General features: G+C 33.9%; 16 protein-coding genes, 1 tRNA gene and 1 pseudogene. 6 read left to right on the forward strand and 12 right to left on the reverse strand.

Going from position 1 to position 20556, the window contains the following annotated elements:
• Positions 1–7 precede the first annotated feature (7 nt).
• From BLQ19_RS11335 to BLQ19_RS11350, 4 genes and pseudogenes are all read left to right on the forward strand, one after another.
• Positions 8–2698: a KAP family P-loop NTPase fold protein gene (locus BLQ19_RS11335; protein WP_074538419.1), complete on the forward strand. Its 2691-nt coding sequence runs from the start codon at positions 8–10 to the stop codon at positions 2696–2698.
• Positions 2699–2718: 20 nt separating this feature from the next.
• On the forward strand, positions 2719–2994 hold the full coding sequence (locus BLQ19_RS11340) for a hypothetical protein (RefSeq protein WP_074538420.1): 276 nt from the start codon (positions 2719–2721) through the stop codon (positions 2992–2994).
• A gap of 204 nt (positions 2995–3198) precedes the next feature.
• Positions 3199–5379 carry an McrB family protein gene (locus tag BLQ19_RS11345; protein ID WP_217637581.1) on the forward strand — a complete coding sequence of 727 codons (2181 nt, stop codon included), beginning with the start codon at positions 3199–3201 and terminating at the stop codon, positions 5377–5379.
• Positions 5380–5542: 163 nt separating this feature from the next.
• Positions 5543–6621: pseudogene (locus BLQ19_RS11350) on the forward strand (McrC family protein).
• Positions 6622–7274: 653 nt separating this feature from the next.
• Here the strand turns inward: BLQ19_RS11350 and BLQ19_RS11355 are convergent.
• A tRNA-Ser gene (locus BLQ19_RS11355) sits at positions 7275–7359 on the reverse strand.
• 223 nt (positions 7360–7582) lie between these two features.
• Between BLQ19_RS11355 and BLQ19_RS11360 the strand changes: the two genes are divergently transcribed.
• A complete protein-coding gene (locus tag BLQ19_RS11360) occupies positions 7583–8215 on the forward strand; it encodes an NAD(P)H-dependent oxidoreductase (RefSeq protein ID WP_074538422.1) in 633 nt (210 codons plus the stop codon).
• A gap of 84 nt (positions 8216–8299) precedes the next feature.
• Positions 8300–9493 (forward strand): DegT/DnrJ/EryC1/StrS family aminotransferase, encoded by a 1194-nt coding sequence (locus tag BLQ19_RS11365; RefSeq protein WP_074538423.1) that lies wholly within the window; start codon positions 8300–8302, stop codon positions 9491–9493.
• Here BLQ19_RS11365 and ribB read toward each other — a convergent pair.
• The 11 genes from ribB to BLQ19_RS11420 form a co-directional block, all read right to left on the reverse strand.
• A complete protein-coding gene (gene ribB, locus BLQ19_RS11370; RefSeq protein WP_369798363.1) occupies positions 9490–10611 on the reverse strand; it encodes a 3,4-dihydroxy-2-butanone-4-phosphate synthase in 1122 nt (373 codons plus the stop codon). The two genes, BLQ19_RS11365 and ribB, sit on opposite strands and share 4 nt — an antisense overlap.
• Before the next feature lie 14 nt (positions 10612–10625).
• Positions 10626–12038: an LptF/LptG family permease gene (locus tag BLQ19_RS11375; RefSeq protein ID WP_254788350.1), complete on the reverse strand. Its 1413-nt coding sequence runs from the start codon at positions 12036–12038 to the stop codon at positions 10626–10628.
• A gap of 72 nt (positions 12039–12110) precedes the next feature.
• Entirely contained in the window at positions 12111–12752 is a 642-nt protein-coding gene (lolA1, locus tag BLQ19_RS11380) for an outer membrane lipoprotein periplasmic chaperone LolA1 (RefSeq protein ID WP_025615130.1), read from the reverse strand.
• A 9-nt stretch (positions 12753–12761) separates the two neighbouring features.
• Positions 12762–15170, reverse strand: coding sequence for an FtsK/SpoIIIE family DNA translocase (locus tag BLQ19_RS11385; protein WP_074538425.1), 2409 nt, complete (start codon positions 15168–15170; stop codon positions 12762–12764).
• A gap of 63 nt (positions 15171–15233) precedes the next feature.
• Positions 15234–15602: a diacylglycerol kinase gene (locus BLQ19_RS11390; protein WP_074538426.1), complete on the reverse strand. Its 369-nt coding sequence runs from the start codon at positions 15600–15602 to the stop codon at positions 15234–15236.
• The gene (gene tpx / locus BLQ19_RS11395; protein WP_024480778.1) at positions 15595–16101 is read right to left on the reverse strand and encodes a thiol peroxidase; all 507 of its coding nucleotides are present in this window, start codon (positions 16099–16101) and stop codon (positions 15595–15597) included. Before tpx ends, BLQ19_RS11390 begins: the two co-directional genes overlap by 8 nt.
• 132 nt (positions 16102–16233) lie before the next feature.
• Complete coding sequence (locus BLQ19_RS11400) at positions 16234–16491, reverse strand: DUF6952 family protein (RefSeq protein WP_029446482.1); 258 nt, start codon at positions 16489–16491, stop codon at positions 16234–16236.
• On the reverse strand, positions 16472–16786 hold the full coding sequence (locus tag BLQ19_RS11405; protein WP_074538427.1) for a thioredoxin family protein: 315 nt from the start codon (positions 16784–16786) through the stop codon (positions 16472–16474). Before BLQ19_RS11405 ends, BLQ19_RS11400 begins: the two co-directional genes overlap by 20 nt.
• A gap of 54 nt (positions 16787–16840) precedes the next feature.
• Entirely contained in the window at positions 16841–17485 is a 645-nt protein-coding gene (locus BLQ19_RS11410; RefSeq protein ID WP_025615134.1) for a peroxiredoxin, read from the reverse strand.
• Positions 17486–17725: 240 nt separating this feature from the next.
• Complete coding sequence (gene nhaC / locus BLQ19_RS11415) at positions 17726–19231, reverse strand: Na+/H+ antiporter NhaC (protein ID WP_025615135.1); 1506 nt, start codon at positions 19229–19231, stop codon at positions 17726–17728.
• Positions 19232–19302: 71 nt separating this feature from the next.
• Positions 19303–20523, reverse strand: a complete 1221-nt coding sequence (locus BLQ19_RS11420) for a trans-sulfuration enzyme family protein (RefSeq protein ID WP_074538428.1) — start codon at positions 20521–20523, stop codon at positions 19303–19305.
• Between the last annotated feature and the right edge of the window lie 33 nt (positions 20524–20556).

Consider the following 20556-nt stretch of genomic DNA (forward strand, 5'->3'; position numbering starts at 1 on the left):
TAATAATATGAAGAGTTATAATACACGATTTCTTATCATTCTTACTGCAGTAATTGCCGTATTACTTCTTTTCAAAAATGCAATTATTAAGGTTTTATTGACAATTGGTAATATTATAGATTATCAATCACTAGCCTTTATAATAGGTTATAGTATTATTACAATCTTGCTTGTAGGATTATCAATTAAATCGTGTAAAAAAAAATATATTCCACATAAAAATATTACGTTTTTCGTAGGCATAATATTTTTTCTTTATCTCTATTTGAGATTCTTCGAAAAAGATAAAATACAATTTACTCAGATTACACGCTGGTTAAACCATGCAGATATTATCATTTTGGTAAGTATTATTTTTGCAATTAATATTTACCTGATTTATAAAACTATTAGGAATAATAGTCAAGAGCCTTCCTATTTTTTACAAGATAATTTATTTAATGCTGAAGAATTAGCCAATGAAAGAATTCTAACACAGCTCATGTCATCATTGACTAATTTCAAACCAGAGATTGCATTTACTATTGGAATAAATGCTGTTTGGGGTTATGGTAAAAGTAGTTTCTTGAATAAATTTAAAAAGGATTATACTTTAAACAATCCTGACACAATTGTATTTTGGTATAGGGTTTGGAAAAACAAAGGTGAAAATGCTATTATTGAAAACTTTTTTGAAGAATTAAGCAATATATTAAAACCATACTCTGGGGAAATTAATTCTGAGTTTAAGGGTTACGTAGATTCGATATTGCAGCTACCATCAAATGAATTAAGTAAGCTGATAGCAATGGGTAGAGATGCTATAAACGGCAATGAAACTCTTGAGGAATATTTTATCAGAATCAATCAATCTATTCTAAAAACAGATAAACAAATAATCGTTTTATTGGACGACTTGGATAGATTGGAAAAAGATGAAATTCTAACAACTCTTAAACTTATAAGAACATTATCTGATTTTAATAATTTAATATTTATTATTGGTTATGATAGGAAGTATCTTGTAGAAACTATCGAAAAACCAAAAGATAACTATCTTGATAAAGTATTTAATGTAGAAATTAATCTTCTTCCTTTTGATGAAAATTTAATCACACAAATGCTTTACAGAGAAATAGATAAGGCTTTTCCTCAAATAACTAAAGAAATCGATGTTGCTAACTTATCGCAAAGCTTTAAAAATTTATTTGAAAAGAATAGTTTCTTTTTTCCTTTTAATATGGATATTGGAGAAATGTTAGATGAAATTAAGCCGTGTTCAACTTATAAATTATCATATTTAGATTTTTTAGAAACCTTTAGAGACGTTAAACGTTTTGTTAACGAATTCAAATTCAATTTAAGCTTTATCGAAAATGTATCTGATGTAATTCAATCAGAGTATATTTTATTAAAACTATTAAGTTATAAGTATAGGTATATTCAAGACCTAATATTAAATAAACTAAATATAATCCTATCAGGAGGCAAAATAGTTTGGGATAAAAATGAAATAAATACAAATAAAGGCCTAAATCATGATATTTATATTTATGATGAATATTCAAAAAAAATAGTCCAAGATCTATTACGAGATAAGCCTAATCAAGATTTTGAAATTATTAACGCAGTTCTCTGCGAACTTTTCATTTCAAGAAATTTTGAATTTTATGAAGTTAATCAGACCAGTATTTCTAAAATTTATTACACTGATTTATATATTAGAAATAATATTGCTTCAGGTAATATATCTATTACTCAAATTCAAAAGGCCTTTGAAAAATTTAAGTTACATGTGTTAGTAAAAGATATTGGCGATGACCCTTTAAAGAAAGAATTTACTATTCAAAATGAATTGAAATATTTTGTTTTTAAAAATTCTGCAAAATCTATTGAACAATTTCAAGATGTAGTCTTATCATTAAACATGTTCATGTCAGAAGGTATTCATAGAGATGATGAAAAGGTATTAGAGATTCTGCATGATGGTTTAAAACAATTTTATTTAGGAAGGAGAACCGCATTTATTGATTTGATAAAAGAAGTTTTAGAGATTTGTAATATCGGTTATCTTGATAAAATATTATCTGATATAAATATAAATATAAAGAGAAAAGAGCACAAAGAGAAATATACTTCTGGCATATTAGAATATAAAAATAATTTTTTCACCTCTAAGGAATTGGAATATTTAATGTTAGCAAAACTAAATGCACTTATTAAACAAAAATATGATGTGTCAACAATTATAAATGGATATCATTTACTTGTAGATAAAATAACTGCTTCACAAAATGTTATTAGACCATTAGAAGCCAATAAAATTTTACGGGAAGAAATAGAAAAGAATTTCTTTTTATACTATAATACACATCTTTTTAATATGATATCTAATCAGGCTGATCATTCCGAAGGCGAATTTAGAGGATATCAACCTAATGATTTCTTAGTTCAGGTATTCAGCTCGGAAGAGGCTCATAATCACTTAATAAAGAACTTGAATGACAATGTTGCTTTAGAGAAGTATAAAATTGACGGCATTAAAAACCTCCTGTCATTCTTAAAATCTATGAACTTAAAGGAGAAGCAAGAACAAGATCAAGTAAATAGAACAATTAAAATTATAGAGAAATATATAGCAAAGGATTATAAGCCACTATCTAGAGTCGAGTATGATGAAATATGGAATAATAATTTTGATACTAATAAAATCTCTTAATGAAATTAATGCAATACTAAATGACCTTCCATGAAACTATTTTAAATCAACTTAAAAAGTATAGAGAAACACACCCTAACTTTAATTTTATCCCTAGGCAGCGCGGCGGCCCAGGAAAACGTTTTAAAAGCGGGTATTGGTTTCAAGGCAACGATAAATACGCATTTGTGACTCTTGTACATGCCAATGGCCGGGTTAATAAAACGAAGGGTGTAGGTTTGGTTTTTAGACCAAAAGAAGATGGTTTTGATTGTAACACGCAAGTGCGGTATGATGGGAATAGCGTAGCGAACTAGTTAAATGCTACAAAATCCTAGTAGCAGATTTAGGTGGTTTTAGAGAAAAAGATAGAGAACGCTTTGACAAGCCCCTTGGTACATATCTCCAACCTTCAATGAACTATTTACCTTTCAGGACCAGAACTATGATGCTATCATATCTATTTTTAAAGAAGGTGCTGTGAAGATATGTTTGTTTCAAATAAAAAATTTAAAGAATTAATGGAGAATCTAAATGAGAAGTTGAATTTAAAAAATGTAAAATATTGGGCATTAGGATTCAATTCTAATTTCGACAGATTATCATTTTTTAAGAAAGAGGAGTATTGGCAAGCAATAGACTATGCTATAGATGACCCACGACCTGCTGCAAAAAAGGCTAGAAGACTATTTAAGGAGATACAGGTTGGAGATTTTATTCTAATTAAGGGGTATGGAGGATCGCACGATTTAATAGTGCACTTTAAAGCTCAAGTTTTGTCTAAAGATAGTGAAAATGAAAGATTAGAATTACAAAAAGTAAACGGATTATTGTATAAAGGAAAGGCGCCTAGAGGTGCTGGAGCAGGTATTTGGCATGATACAATACTACAAGTTAAAAGAGAAAAAGATATTGAATTATTGTTTGGAGAAAATGTAAAAGATATGAAATCAGCGTTTATAGATTGGATGATAGAAAAATCCAAACCTAACTATTTTAATAATGATAAATTAAAATGGAGTAATTATTTAGACGATTCTTTAAATTACTTCAAGAAAGATATTTTTCAATGCACTGCTACAAATTACAAGGAAATAATAAGCCTAATTGAGCAAACAATGAATGCAAATAAGCCCTTGTTTTATAAAAATGACGGCGCAAAAGATTCAGGTAAATTAGCTGCTATCTTGGGAAAAGAAAACTATACTAAGTTTTTAGAAGGTTATTTCAACGATGAAGATATTTTAATAAACCAAAAGTCTAGCTATCGGAGACCCCTAAACCAAATACTTTTTGGGCCTCCGGGAACAGGAAAAACTTATAGAACTATAAGTAATGCCATTGCTATTGTAAACCCTGATTTTGATTTAAATCAAAAACGTTCTATTATAAAAAAAGAATACAATAGACTTTCTCAAGAAGGATCAATTATTTTTACCACCTTTCATCAATCTATGAGTTATGAAGATTTTGTAGAAGGGATTAAACCAAAAATAGGGAAAGAGGCTAATGTACAGTATGTTATTGAAGATGGTGTTTTTAAATGTATGATAAAAAATGCATTATCAGAATATCTACAGTTAAATTCGAGTGATAGTGAAGATTTTGAAACACTTTATCTTAAATATATTGAAACATTAAAGCCTTTTCAAAAAAGTAGAGAAGGATTATTTAAAACAAAAACAGGAGTAGAATTAATGTTAGCTAATGTTAACGAATCTTCAATTTTAGTAAAATATCTTTGGTCTAATAATAAAAAAGAAAAAGAGGGCCAGCATACGTTTAGTGTAACAAAAGAAAAATTAAAAAGAGTATTACTAGAAGAAGTTGTACCAAGTGAGGTGAGAAGTTTAAAGGCAGAACTTCATCCTTTGGTAGGGCATATTCATTGTGAGTTATTTGCGGTATACAAGAATTTTTATGATTTTGTAATCAGTCAAAATGGTTCTATCGAAACAGTTAAATACAATCCAAAAGATTTGATATTTGATGATGTGATGGAAGAGATTACAACGTTAACTAAGGAAGAAATTAAAAACAAACCTGTAAAAAATAGTGTTTTAATAATTGATGAAATTAATAGAGGCAATGTATCTGGTATTTTTGGAGAACTTATAACATTGCTAGAAAAAGATAAACGTATAGGGGAAGAAGAAGAGATTTTAGTGAAATTACCATATTCTAAAAAAGAGTTTGGAATACCATTAAATCTACATATAATTGGCACAATGAACACAGCAGATAGGTCTGTAGAGTCTTTAGATACTGCCTTACGGCGTAGGTTTGAGTTTAAAGAAATGATGCCAAACTATGATGTTATTAAGAGTGAAGAAGTAGATGGCATAAAGTTAGCAGATATTTTAAAAACAATTAATGAACGTATAGCTTTATTAATAGATAGAGACCATACCATAGGGCATTCATACTTTTTTGGAATAAATACAAAAGAAGAATTGGCCAATGCTTTCAATAACAAAATAGTACCATTGTTACAAGAATATTTTTATGGGGATTATGGTAAAATTGGTTTGGTTTTGGGGGAGGGTTTTGTAGAAGAGCAGAAAAATAAAGAACTCAAGTTTTCAAGTTTTAAATATGAAGGTAAAGAAGATTTTATTGCACCTACGTATCACTTAAAGAAAGTAACTTTTGAAAGCATAATAGAAGCTGTAAAAAACATTTTTAACACTGATAATAATTAATTTGAAAACTCTAAAGGCGATATCTGTTTTTGAACACCAACGCTTAACTATTGGTGAACAAGGCTTTAAACAAGCTCATTTAGATGCGCTTTTAAAATTAAATGAGTATCATAACGGCACTTATTTTCAGCCTATAGTAAAAGGTATAAAATTTAATCAGTTTGTGGGGGTCATTCAAGTAGATGGTTTAACCATCGAGATAAATCCAAAAGCAGATAAAGGTGATGCTGATCTTAAATGGAAAGGCGTATTACTTAAAATGCTTCAAGCATGTGGCAAGTTAAAAGCAAAATCTGCTGGCGCTGCGCATGTACGGAGGCAAAATCTAAATTTATTAGAAGTTTATTTTGAATTATACCTCCTTGAAGTAGAAAGTTTAGTTCGAAAAGGATTAATAAAGCAGTATAGAAAGCAAACAAAAAACACCACTGCTCTAAAAGGAAAACTAGAATTTGCAGGGCATATCGGCATAACTTAGTGCATAAGGAGTGTTTTTATACAACGCATCAAGTTTATGATAGCAATCATTTTTTGCATCAGATATTGAGTAAAGCATTAGCTATTGTGTCTCAGTTTACCAAAGGCTCTAGGCTACATGATCTTTCTAATAGAGTACTATTGAATTTTCCAGAAGTAGATCAGAAAACCATAATAGCAAAAGAACTAAATAAAATTCAACTCAATAGGAAATCGAGTAGTTACACTTATGCTTTAGAATTAGCTAGGTTAATCATTTTAAATTATTCTCCAGATATTGCTAGTGGTAAAGAAAAGATGTTATCCCTTCTGTTTGATATGAATGAGTTATGGGAGCAATTTATCATCAAACAAGTACAACAAGCTTGTGTTGGAACAGAGGTTAGCGTTTCAGGTCAAGAATCTAAATCGTTCTGGGGAAATAATAGTTTAAGGGCAGATATTGTTTTACGAATAGGGGATAGAACACTTATTATTGATACAAAATGGAAACGCCCTGATAAAAGTTCTGCTTCCGTTAGTGATCTGCGTCAAATGTACGCGTATTGCCGTTTTTGGGATGCAGAAAGCGCAATGTTATTGTATCCTGGGGATAATGCAGAAAATAAATTTAAACCCTATTTGACGGATGATTATTATAAAGTTTTGGATATTCATAATACTATAGAGCACCAATGTAAAATGGGATTTATTTCTGTGTTAAAAGATGGAGAGTTAAATGAAACTATTGGTTTGGAGATTCTCAGTTTATTGGAAATCCATTAAAATTAGTATTAACAACACCCAATTCAACACCTATAAAAACAAAGCCATGTAAGCATTACGTTTATGGGATTTTTTATTTCGTTTTTTCAAGTATCGGGATTCACTTCGTGCATCCCTTGATCTCCGCACCTGACAATAAAGCTCAAATTGCTAACGCAATTTATGGGCTTTTTTATTTTGTTTTTTAGAGTAGGGGATTCACTTCGTGCATCCCTTGTTTTCCGCACCTGACAATAAAGCTCAAATTGCTAACGCAATTTATGGGCTTTTTTGTTTTGTTTTTCAAGTATCGGGATTCACTTCGTGCATCCCTGGGTCTCAGCACCTGACAATAAAGCTCAAATTGCTAACGCAATTTATGGGCTTTTTTATTTTGTTTTTCAAGTATCGGGATTCACTTCGTGCATCCCTGGGTCTCAGCACCTGACAATAAAGCTCAAATTGCTAACGCAATTTACGGGCTTTTTTATTTTGTTTTTTAGAGTAGGGGATTCACTTCGTGCATCCCTCGGTCTCCACACCTGACAATAAAGCTCAAATTGCTAACGCAATTTATGGGCTTTTTTATTTTACTCTATTTACAAGAACTACGTTCTTGACATGTCTTAAAATAAAAAAGCCCAATATCTTTCGATATTGAGCTTTGCTTTAAGCGGAGAATGAGGGATTCGAACCCCCGGAGGTGTGACCCTCAACAGTTTTCAAGACTGCCGCATTCGACCACTCTGCCAATTCTCCTGAGTGCCTCATCAGGTATTCCCTGAATGCGGGTGCAAATATATAAACCTTTTTTAAATATCAACCCTGCTTTTGAAAAAAATTTCACATTTTTTTCCTTTTAAATGCGAATGCTGCTTTAGCAGTCTATTTTTTAGCGAATTACGAATGTGTATCATTTTAAAAAAGTAATTTTACAGCAAAGCAGGGTACTACTTACCAGGCATACATTTAAAATTATTGAATGAATTCGAGCATAGATTCTCTACATTGGCGTTACGCTGTTAAGAAATTTGATTCCACCAAGGTTTTAAGCGAAACGAAAATAGACCTTCTAAAAGAAGCTTTTAATCTTACCGCAACCTCTTACGGGTTACAGCCATTAAAGCTAATGGTAGTGCACAATAAAGAACTACAAGAGAATTTAGTAGCGCACTCGTACTACCAACAACAAGTAGCTCAAGCATCACATGTATTAATTCTCTGTATAGAAACCGATATATCTGAAGCCTACATCAGAAATTATTTCAACTTAATTAAAGACATCCGAAATACGAGTGATGAAATTCTGAATCCGTTTCGTGATACCCTCATTACTACATTTTCAAAAATGACTACCGAAGAGAAAAAAGCTTGGGCCACCAAACAAGCGTATTTGGCATTAGGGAATTTATTGACGGTTTGTGCTTTTGAAAACATTGATTCTTGTCCTATGGAAGGTTTTGTTCCGAGTACATATGATGAACTTTTAGGGCTAAAGGATACAAACTTAACTTCGGTCTTAGTACTGCCAGTAGGGTATAGGGCCGCAGACGATTTGTTTGCTACTTTGCCGAAAGTAAGAAAGCCGTTAAAAGATATGATTTTAGAACGATAATTAGTTGTCATTATGGTTTGATAAACGCTGTAAATCCTCTTAATTTGCAGGCGGAATTCTTTTTAACTTTTAATAGAAAAATATATGCCTGGATTTGAATTGTTCGGAGATGCGGAACGTAAAGAAGTCAATGATGTTTTAGATTCAGGAGTACTCATGCGTTATGGTTTTGATGGAGCCCGTAACGATTGGAAGGCTGTTAAATTAGAAAAGTTATTGGCTGAGCGTATGCAAACAAAATACGCGCAATTGGTAAGTAGCGGTACAGCCGCTTTAAGCGTAGCATTGGTCAGTGCGGGTGTTGGTGCTGGAGATGAAGTGATCATGCCTACATTCACCTTTGTAGCTACTTTTGAGGCTATTTTAGCGGTAGGGGCTATTCCTGTTCTGGTAGATGTTGATGAAACCCTTGGCTTAAACGCTAAAGCGGTAGAAAATGCCATTACAGAACGTACCAAAGCCATCATGCCTGTACATATGTGCGGTTCTATGGTAGATTTAAATCCGTTACTTAAGTTATGTGCAAAACATGATTTGGTGCTGGTAGAAGACGCCTGCCAAGCTATTGGTGGTTCTTATGATAACAAACCGCTAGGGAGTATTGGAGATATAGGATGTTTTTCGTTTGATTATGTAAAAACAATTACCTGCGGTGAAGGCGGCGGACTAATTACAAACAACAAAGAATTTTATACCCATGCTGATCATTATTCAGATCACGGGCATGACCACATTGGAAAAGATAGGGGAGCAGAAGGGCATCCATTTTTGGGGTATAACTACAGAATATCAGAACTACATGCGGCCGTAGGCGTGGCGCAAATACAACGTTTGGATGAGTTTTTAGCCACTCAGAAAAAATATTATACAATTTTAGAGGACGCATTAAAAACCATCCCTGAAATTACCTTTCGAAAAATACCAGAAGGTGGGGTTCAGAATTATTCGTTTATAAGTTTCTTTCTTCCTACAGAACAACTAGCAAAAACGGCACATACCTCTTTAGGGCAGCACGGTGTAGATGCTTCTTTTTATTGGTATGATAACAACTGGCATTACCACACAAAATGGGATCATTTAAAAGAACTAAAATCTTTAAATCAGTTTTCTGAAACCATAGAGCGCGCGGTATATACTTCTGAAGCGAAAGATTTTTCTGCTTCTGATCAAGTACTATCACGCACCATTTCTTGCTTAATTAAATTAAGTTGGACAGAAGAGCAGGTGCAGGCAAGAGCAAAAGCGATGATTGCCGCTATTAAAGCAGTATTAGTTTAGTATTTTACGTACTCGATAATTTCTAATCCATAACCTATAATACCTACACGTTTAGACTGTATGGTATTGGTTAGTAGTTTTACTTTAGAAATATTAAGGTCGTGTAATATCTGTGCACCAACGCCAAAATCTTTGGCATCCATCTCAATTTTAGGCGCTTTCATTTCTCCTTTGGCTTGTAGTGCTTTCAAGTCTGATAATCTATTTAAAAGATTTAAAGACTGACTTTCTTGATTGATGAACAAAAAGGCACCTTTACCTTCGGCATTAATCGCATTAAACATATCCTCAAGTTTCTTATCAGGATTGTTGGTGAGCGTACCAAGAATATCATTATTCACTAAAGTAGAATTAATTCTCGTAAGAATTTTTTCGTCTTTCTTCCAAGTGCCTTTGGTTAAAGCAATATGTACTTGATCGTTTGTAGTTTGTTGGTAAGCACGCAATCTAAAATCTCCAAAACGAGTGGTAATAGTGAAGTCTTCTTTTTTCTCTATTAAACTATCGTGTTCCATACGGTAGGCAATTAAAGCCTCGATAGAAACAATCTTTAAATCGTGTTTTTTAGCAACTTCCATTAGTTCTGGTAAGCGCGCCATAGAACCATCTTCGTTCATAATCTCCACGATAACACCAGCGGGTTGTAAGCCTGCCAATCGGGCAAAATCTATAGCTGCTTCGGTATGGCCGGTTCTACGTAAAACGCCACCTTCTTTCGCCACTAAAGGAAAAATATGCCCTGGTCTCGCCAAATCAAAAGGTTTGGTCTCAGGATCTGTTAAGGATAGTACGGTTTTGGCTCTATCTCCGGCAGAAATACCAGTGGTAACTCCTTTACCTCGTAAATCTACAGATACTGTAAAAGCGGTTTCCATATGGTCTGTGTTGTTGGTGACCATCATAGGCAAGCCTAACTCTTTACATCTGCTTTCAGTTAAAGGGGTACAAATAAGTCCACGACCTTGCGAAGCCATAAAATTGATTACTTCAGGAGTAACCAATTCTGCAGCGGCTAAAAAGTCGCCTTCATTTTCTCTATTTTCGTCATCAACAACTATAATAACTTTACCGTTTTTAATATCGATAATTGCGTCTTCTATAGCATCTAGATTCCTCATATTGTCCATATGTTTTATTTTGTACTAGGCATTAATTTTTTAAAACCATTTTTAAAGAAGTCTATAACGACTCCAAAACTTATCAATCCTTTATCTTCTGTAGCCCTTTTTGTTAAAAAGATTCCCAAGGGGAGCATAATTAAGGTAGATGCCCAAGCTCCGATAATAGGACTCATGTTTCCTTCCTTAGCATAGTTTTCAGAAAATACACCAATAAAGTAATAGGTTAGAAACAAGATAATGGCAACAACCATAGGTAACCCTAATCCGCCTTTTCTAATAATAGCCCCTAAAGGTGCCCCTACAAAGAATAACACAATACAGGATAAGGCCAAAGCAAACTTTTTATGCAACGATACAATGTGCATATTGTAGATCTTATAGCGTTTATCCATTTCATCTTTCTTACTGCTTACAGAAGCAATAATATTGGTAGTGGTATTCTTTGCCGCATTCAAAATCTGACTCTTTTGATATGCTGGATATAAATTCACGATAGTAAGCGTGTCAAAAACGGCTTTTTGTAAGCGTAAAGAATCTTTACTTACCGGTACAAAATTAGCCCGATCTACACTGTCTTTTTTTGATAATACAGCAAAGGCTCCTGCGCGGTTGTGAATACTCTTAGAAAAAGTTTCTATAATAGACAGGTTGTTCTTTTTAATAGAATCGGCATCCTTAATTAACCGAACTACATTTTTCATCTTATCTGTAGTTACCGCTCTATCTTCTTCAAGATTAACGTCTAATTTAGAGATATCTTGATTGATGGTATAAACTTCAAAACTCGATTTAGCAAAGGGGAATTTCTTATTTTCAGAAGTTTTCTTTTTTTCGATGTCCTCATAATAATGGCCATCTCTTAAAACCAATTTTAAAATATCAGATCCTTCACTACTGACCAATTCGCCAGTTTTGGCTTTAATAACCGTATTATTAATGCTGTTATTAGATTTTTTATGGATGATAACATTCTCTAGAAAACGATCATTATCGCCATATTTACGATCTACCTTCATATTCATGTTGGTACCTTCTAAATCGCTAAAAGCACCTTCGACAATGGCTGTAGAGGGTTTTACTTGTCCAATATTTTTTCTGAGGTTGTATATTTTCTGTTCGGAAGCAGGGATGACGCTATTGGCAAAATAAAATACCACAATCCCTAAAATGGAAACAAAAATAATTAAAGGTCGCATAGACCGTTGCAAAGAAATACCAGAGGCTTTCATTGCGGCAAATTCATAATTCTCGGCTATGGAACCAAAGGTTAAAATTGAGGCTAGAAGCACCGTCAACGGAAGTACCTTCTCCATAAGATTGGGCATAATATAGAAGAGAAACTTAAGGATAATCATAATATCCAAGCCTCTACCAGCCAAATCGTCTATAAACAGCCAAATCGTTTGAAATATGAAGATGAGCATCAATATTGCAAACGAGCTGAAGAAATTGTATAAGAATCTACTTAATAAATAACGGTCTAATATTCTCAATGCTTAATTCCTTATGATATAATAGCCTTCTTTTTTGTACTTAGCTTCATCAAATGTAAATAAGGTTTTTGATAAAGTTTGATTTGTTTTAAAAGAATTAACAGTGATGGTTGTTTTAGTTCCGTTTTTACCTGTTTCAATCAATTTATAGATGTGTTTTGTTTCTGCATCAATGCCTAAAAGGATAGATTTAATCTCAGAATTAGTATCTATAGGTGTCAATTTTACAAACTGAATTTTTCTACCCTGAATAGTTTGAAGAATGTCCATCTCGTAATTATGTCCTTTTTTGTAAAAAGTCAACATTTTGGAAGGAGTGATGGTATTTTCTTCCGTAGATTTCGCTTCAATAGTTACTTCTTCGTTTTCTGGAACAATAGTATACACTTTACTACCATCAAACAACTGCTGAGAGCCTAAGTAGTTAAATAAATACTTATCGCCCTTCATCGTAACATCACCGCGAGTTTCTTGGTTGATATTTGCTTCTTTATTATTTAAAGCATATTTAAAATCTACGTAAATATTGTCATAACTTTTTACCTTGTTGTACACATCATCCAACAAAGTTTTTGCTTTTGCGGAAGATTGCGCCATAGATAGGGCAGAGGTGAAAAGTGCTACTAAAACAATAATCTTTTTCATAATCAAATTTTATTTTTTTTCGTTGTTAAAAATTACTTCAAGAGCGGCCATGTCTGTGACATATACCTGTCTGGCTTTACTACCTTCAAACGGACCCACAATACCTGCTGCCTCTAATTGATCAATAATTCTACCGGCTCTATTATAACCTAATTTTAGTTTTCTTTGGATTAAAGATGCCGATCCTTGCTGTGCAATTACAATAACTTCTGCAGCTTCACGGAATAAAGCATCTCTATCTGTGATGTTATTATCAAGACTTGTGCCAGAATCTTCTCCAACATATTCTGGAAGCAAATGGGCATCTGGATATGCGCGCTGAGAGCCTATGAATTCTACAATCTTAGCAACTTCAGGTGTATCAACAAAAGCACACTGAATTCGTGTCACATCATTTCCTTGGGTGTATAACATGTCACCACGACCAATAAGTTGGTCTGCACCTTGTGCATCTAAAATAGTACGGGAATCTATCTTAGAGGTTACTCTAAAAGCGATACGTGCCGGGAAGTTGGCTTTGATAATACCGGTAATAACGTTTACAGAAGGACGCTGAGTGGCTATAATTAAGTGAATACCAATAGCACGGGCAAGTTGCGCCAAACGTGCAATTGGAGTTTCTACTTCTTTACCCGCAGTCATAATCAAATCTGCAAACTCATCAATAACTAATACTATATAAGGTAGAAACATATGCCCATCATTAGGGTTAAGTTTTCTAGCTTTAAACTTTACATTATACTCTTTTATATTACGTACCAATGCCATTTTAAGCAATTCATACCGATTGTCCATCTCTATACAAAGCGAGTTTAAGGTGTGTATTACCTTAGTATTGTCGGTTATAATAGCATCTTCAGAATCTGGTAATTTTGCTAAAAAGTGACGTTCTATTTTGTTGAACAGAGTTAATTCTACCTTTTTAGGATCAATCAATACAAATTTTACCTCCGCAGGGTGTTTCTTATAGAGTAATGAGGTTAATACCGCATTTAAACCAACAGACTTACCTTGTCCTGTTGCTCCTGCCATTAAGAGGTGAGGCATTTTAGCCAAATCGACAACGAATGTCTCGTTACTAATGGTTTTACCAAAAGCAATAGGCAATTGCATTTCTGCCTTCTGGAACTTACTAGACGTAATTACGGAGCGCATAGATACAATAGTGGCATTCTTGTTAGGAACCTCAATACCTATAGTTCCTTTCCCTGGAATAGGGGCGATAATACGAATTCCTAAAGCTGCAAGTGATAAAGCAATATCATCCTCTAAGTTTTTAATCTTAGAAATACGCACACCAGCTTCTGGAACAATCTCGTAAAGCGTTACCGTTGGTCCAATAGTAGCCTTAATTTGTGCGATACCTATCTTGTAGTTTTTTAAGGTTTCTACAATCTTATTTTTATTCTCTTCTAATTCTTCTTGGTTGATGGTAATACCACCCGTTACTCCGTGTTGGTCTAATAAATCTATCGTAGGGAACTTATAATTCCCTAATTCTAGCGTAGGATCAAATTCGCCATAATCTTCCACCAATTTACTGGCTAGATTATCGGTTTCTTCTCCTTCTTCTACTATTTTTTCTACCTCCATAGGAAGTTCTTCTTCCACAACATCTTCTTCAACAGGAATGGTAACCTCAAAATCCTTATCTATAATGGTCTTGGTTTCCGTCTTAGTTTCTGTCTTGGTTTCCATTACTGGAATATCTTTTTTGTGGGTGTAGGTATCTACCACTTTTTGCTTTTCTTCTTTTTGAATAAGTGCTTCTATTTCTTCTTCAGAATAGGTTTCTGCCGCATCTTTTTCATTAAACTCTTTAGAAATAGCGCTTTTCTTATTCTTGTAGTATTCAGAAATATGATCTGGAGTTAACTTAAATAAACGCACTAAGATCACTACAAGACCAAAAATCAATAGTAGTACTACGCCTAGTTTTCCGATATAATCTTGCATGAAATCATTCATCTCATAGCCTACTAATCCACCTAATAGCGGTCTTTTCTCAGCAAAGAAGCCTAAGCTTAGGGAGATCCATATGACAAAGACCAATCCCCAGATCCATTTTCTTAGGAGTCCTGTTTTGGTAAGACTTAAAAAGAGTCTTAAGCCACTAATAAAGAAAAGGAAAGTGAATATTAAAGCCGCAATACCGAAACCTTTATAGACAAAAAGGTGACTAATAGCCGCACCAAATTTATTGAGTAGATTTTTTGCTTCTTGATTCCGATTAGAAAATTCGGAAAGTAAACTTTGGTCGTCCTGCCAGGTAAAAAAGAACGATATGAAAGCAAAAAAAAGTGCTACACTAAAAAGCATGATTAAGCTTCCTAATATAATTTTATTTTGTTTTGATAATTTTAAAGACGCCTTTTTTTTAGGAGTCGTTGATTTTGAGCTTTTTGACTTTTTTGCCATTAAATCTTTTATTCTAGAGGGCTAAAATACAAATTTACCTTGTATGGGGAAGCTATAACGGATCTAAAAAATCTTTGGGAGGTATATAATCATTCCAATAATCGTAGATGCAATAGATACAAGCATTACAGCGCCTGCAGCAATATCTTTTATAAAACCAATTTTTTTGTCAAATTCTGGTTGTATGTAGTCCGATATTTTTTCTACAGCAGTATTCATTCCTTCTACGCCAAGAACTAATGCAATAGCGAATATTTGTAATATCCACTCTGTTTTGGTGATCTCAAAATAGAAACCAGCAATGGTCATAACAATAGCAATAAAAACCTGAATTTTTATACTTGCTTCCGTCCGAATTAAAAGAACGGCTCCACGCAAGGCGAAGCCGACACTCTTCATTCTATTTACTAAAAAAGATTCTTTTTTAGGCATTTACTAACGCTTCTAATGCTGCTTTGTAATTAGGCTCGTCTACAGTTTCTGCAACTTGCTCCGTATAAATTACATTGCCTTCTTCATTTAAAACCACTACAGATCTAGAAAGTAATGGCGCTAATGGTCCGTCTGCAAAAGATAAACCATAGTTAGTTCCAAAATTACCATCTTTAAAATCAGATAACATTTCTACATTACTTAAACCTTCTGCACCACAAAAACGTGCTTGTGCAAAGGGTAAATCTTTAGAGATACATAAAACAACCGTATCTTTTAATTCGGATGCTTCTGTGTTAAACTGACGAACAGATTGTGCACAAGTTCCTGTATCTACACTAGGGAAAATATTTAAAACTACTTTTTTTCCTTTGTATTGCGATAAATCAGCAGAAGATAAATCGTTTTTTGTAAGTGTAAAGCTTGGAGCAGAAGTACCTACTGCAGGCAAACTTCCTATGGTATTTAATTTATTTCCTTTTAATGTTACAACAGCCATAATTTTAATTGAATTTAATTCTTCGTGAAATTATAAAATATATCTTTTAAATGTTAAAATAGTTTTTGAAAATTTTAAATAAAAAAAGTCCATTCGGATTAGAAATGGACTTTAAACTTTAAAAAGGGGCTCTTATTTATCTATAGAACCCATTACGCGTTGCATAAAGCCATTTAGGGCTTCTTTTTGAGAAGCGCCACTCTTAACTGCTTTATGAACTTCTATGGCTCCGTACATATTAGAGATTAACTCTCCAATAACATCTAGTTCCTCATCTTTAAGAGAAGGTACTTCTGTTAGTGCTTCAAGTGTTTCTATCGTTTCTAATACGTAGTCTTCATCATTCTCTTGGATGAAGTTTGTGAGGTGCTTAATTACTGGTAACTTCACTGATCAATTCTTTTAATACATCATACTTATTAGTTTGTACTTGATTCTTCAATTTTCCGCCTGTAAAGGCGGCAAAAGTTGGAAGATTATCTACATTGGCTAATTTTCTAGATTCCGGAAATTTCTCAGCATCAGCAAGGACAAAAGTAATATGCTCGTATGTTGTAGCCTCTTTTTTAAATTTAGGCTTCATAATACGACAATTACCACACCAAGTAGCAGAATATTGAACCACTACATTTTCATTTTGGTTAATAATTTCCTGTAAATTATCTTGTTCTAATTCTAAAATCATACGTAATTAATTTAGAAATTAACCCCATCACCATAGGCAATGGGGACTATAAATTTAGTTAATGTGACTTGCTAAATATTCTTTAGTTCCTTTAGCATTTGCTTGCATAGCATCTTTACCTTCTTCCCAGTTTGCAGGACAAACTTCGCCATTTTTCTGTACATGAGAATAGGCATCAATTAAACGTAAAAATTCATTCACGTTTCTACCTACTGGCATATGGTTTACGCCTTCATGAAATACAGTACCTTCCTCATCTATTAAGTACGTAGCTCTGTATGTTACATTATCACCTTCTACAGTAACAACTCCCGTCTCGTCATTGTACTCTTCGTTCGTAATATCTAAGATTCCTAAAGTAGACGCTAAATTTCTATTGCTGTCTGCTAAGATAGGATACGTTACCCCTTCTATCCCTCCATTATCTTTTGCTGTACTTAACCATGCAAAATGAACCTCAGGAGTATCACAGGAAGCACCAATAACTATCGTGTTTCTTTTTTCAAATTCGCCTAATGCAGCTTGAAAAGCATGCAATTCTGTAGGGCAAACAAAAGTAAAATCTTTAGGATACCAGAAAAGAACAACTTTTTTATTATTCCTTTGAGCTTCTTCTAAAACGTTAATCTTAAAAGTATCTCCTAGATCATTCATTGCGTTTACGTTTAAACTTGGAAACTTTTTACCTACTATTGACATATTCTATTAATTTTTTAGTGTTTTTATCTACCGTAAAATTAAGATTAGAAAAGGAGAATAGGACGAATAAATATTTAAAAAATTGATAGGTCCATACTATTTATTGATGATAGAATCCATAACAGATAAATAGTATTAAATCTATAATTTTAGGGAAGATATTTTATGAGTTTGGCAATAGAATGATGCTTACGTAGTGATTATCGTAGCTTGTAATTTTTTAAGGTGAAAAACTATTTTTTAAACGGTTGCAGTTTCTTTTTTCTCTCCTTTAACCAGACGCTTGATTTTAATGTTTAATCCTGCGAATATTAAGGTCATTATAGGGCTTAGCCAATTGAATATGGCGAATACCAGATAATCTACCACAGGAACTCCAAGAACGCTACTGTGGTAAGCACCACAGGTATTCCAAGGAATTAATACAGACGTCACCGTTCCTGAATCTTCCAGAGTTCTACTTAAGTTTTCGGGAGCCAAGCCTTTGTCTTTATAAGCTTTAGCAAACATTTTTCCCGGAACTACTAAGGCTAAATATTGATCAGATGCCGTTACATTTAAGGCAATACAACTAGCTACAGTACTCGCAAATAAGCTAAAGGTAGATTGGGCTAAACTTAATAAAGATCTACTTATTCTAGCAAGCGCACCGATACCATCCATAATACCACCAAAAACCATGGCGCAAATAATTAACCAGATAGTGCCCAACATGCCCGCCATTCCTTTGGAAGCAAATAAATCACTCAAGGCAGCATTTTCGGTAGCAATAGCCGTCTTCACGGTAATTGCGTTTAAAATTCCTTTGTAGGCAGACTCAAAGGTGAGTGAGGCTGCACCCGTGATGTTCATTACTATTTCTGGTTGAAATAGTATCGCAAAAACACCACCCAATAAAGTACCTACTAATAAGGCTAAAAGGGGAGGAGCTTTCTTTAATATTAAGGCAATTACAACCAATGGAACAATAAATAACCATCCCGTAATATTAAAGGTATCATCAATAGAATTTAGAATAGATTGTGTATCAGCAGTACCAGTAGTATCAATATTAAAACCTAAAATTATAAAAACAATTAAGGTTACCGATATGGTTGGAATGGTGGTGTAGAACATATATTTAATATGCGTAAACAATTCTCCTCCTGCCATAGCTGGTGCTAAGTTTGTGGTATCACTCAATGGCGACATCTTATCTCCAAAGTAGGCGCCAGATAAAATAGCGCCTGCCGTCATCCCTAAAGGAATTCCTAAAGTATTACCAATACCAATTAAGGCAATACCTACGGTTGCAGAGGTAGTCCATGAGCTTCCTGTAGCTACCGAGATTACGGAACAAATAATGACACATGCCGCCAAAAATATTGTTGGATTTAATACTTGAAGTCCATAATAAATCATAGACGGAATTATACCACTTACCAACCAGGTTCCCGAAAGGGCACCTACCATTAGTAAAATAAGTAAAGCTCCGGAGGTCGATTTTAAATTTTCTGCAACTTCCGCCATCATTTGCTCGTAGCTTACTTTATTAAAGAAACCTACAATAGCGGCGACAGCGCCACCTAATAATAATATAAATTGGTTAGAACCACTTAATGCATCATCACCAAAAACAAATACGTTGTACGCCAACATGCCTACTAAAATGAATACTGGAATTAAAGCTTCCCAAATGCTCAGCTCTTTATTTTCTACAATGTGTTCATTTTCAGGTCCCGAAGGATTTAAGCTTTGATTTTGCATTAAAAATGTAATTTGTTATTCCGTAATAATACGATTTTGGCGCTATTCCTGCAAGTGTGGTATACGGTATTTTATGCGCTTACATTTTCTGTGCTTAGAATATTTAACTCTTGCATGCACGCTTTCATAATTTTATAGGTGCGGGCTATATCATCATCCAATCCAATAGAAAACCGAATTAAACCTTCGCCAAGTCCCATTTCTTTCTGTTCCTCCATAGGGATTTCAGAAGAGGTAGACGTTCCTGGTGCACTAAAGAGCGTTTTGTAAAAGCCTAGACTAACGGCTAAATACCCCAAATTCTTTTTTTGCATTAATTCCATCAAATTATTGGCGTTGTCTAAACTCCCTACATTTAAGGTAAGTAAACCACCATAGCCAAAATCTTTATTCATTTGTCTCGTCATGGTTTCATGACCAGGATGAGAAGCTAAACCTGGGTAAGAAACAGCCCATCCGTCTGCTTCAAATTTCTCCGCTAAATACTGTGCATTCTCAGCATGCTTTTTCATTCTAATAGGTAAGGTGCGCATGTTTTTTAAAATTGAAGAAGAACGTAAGCTGTCTAACGTGCTTCCTAGTAACATAGCGGCGCCACTGTTCACATCTTTTAAGCTAGCACAAAAATCTACGGTACCACATACGACGCCTGCAACGCAATCACTTGTGCCATTTATAAATTTGGTTAAGCTATGTATGATTACATCGGCACCTAATTTTCCAGGGCTAATAGCTAAAGGAGAAAATGTATTATCTACCACAAGGGGTAAATTATGTTTTTTTGCCAATTTTGATAATGCGGCGATGTCAGCTACTTCTAAAAGCGGATTACTCACTGCCTCGCAGTAAATCATTTTTGTATTCGGGGTGATTGCTTGTGCTACAGCGGCTAGGTTTGTAGTGTCTACAAAAGAGGTATTGATCGCGAATTTTTTAAGGAAGTTTTTCATAAAAGCATACGTACCTCCATAGATAGTTCTACTACTTACAATATGATCACCAGCATCACACATTTGTAAAATTACGGAGGTAATGGCCCCCATACCGCTGGCGTATACATTCGCAGTTTCGGTACCTTCTAAGGTGGCTAATGCTTCTCCTAAATATAGGTTAGAAGGTGTGGAGTGTCTACTATATAGGTAACAACCTTCGGTATTTCCTTCAAACGTATCAAACATGGTTTTGGCAGCCATAAATGTATAGGTAGAGGAGTCTGATATGGAAGGGTTTACTCCTCCAAATTCTCCAAAAAATTGTAAATCCTGTAAGCTATCTGCTGCTTTGTGATCCATGTCTCGTTATGTTTTAAGTTACTTAAAAAGGGT

It is taken from the genome of Cellulophaga baltica (genome assembly GCF_900102165.1).
GTDB classification, from domain to species: Bacteria; Bacteroidota; Bacteroidia; order Flavobacteriales; family Flavobacteriaceae; genus Cellulophaga; species Cellulophaga baltica.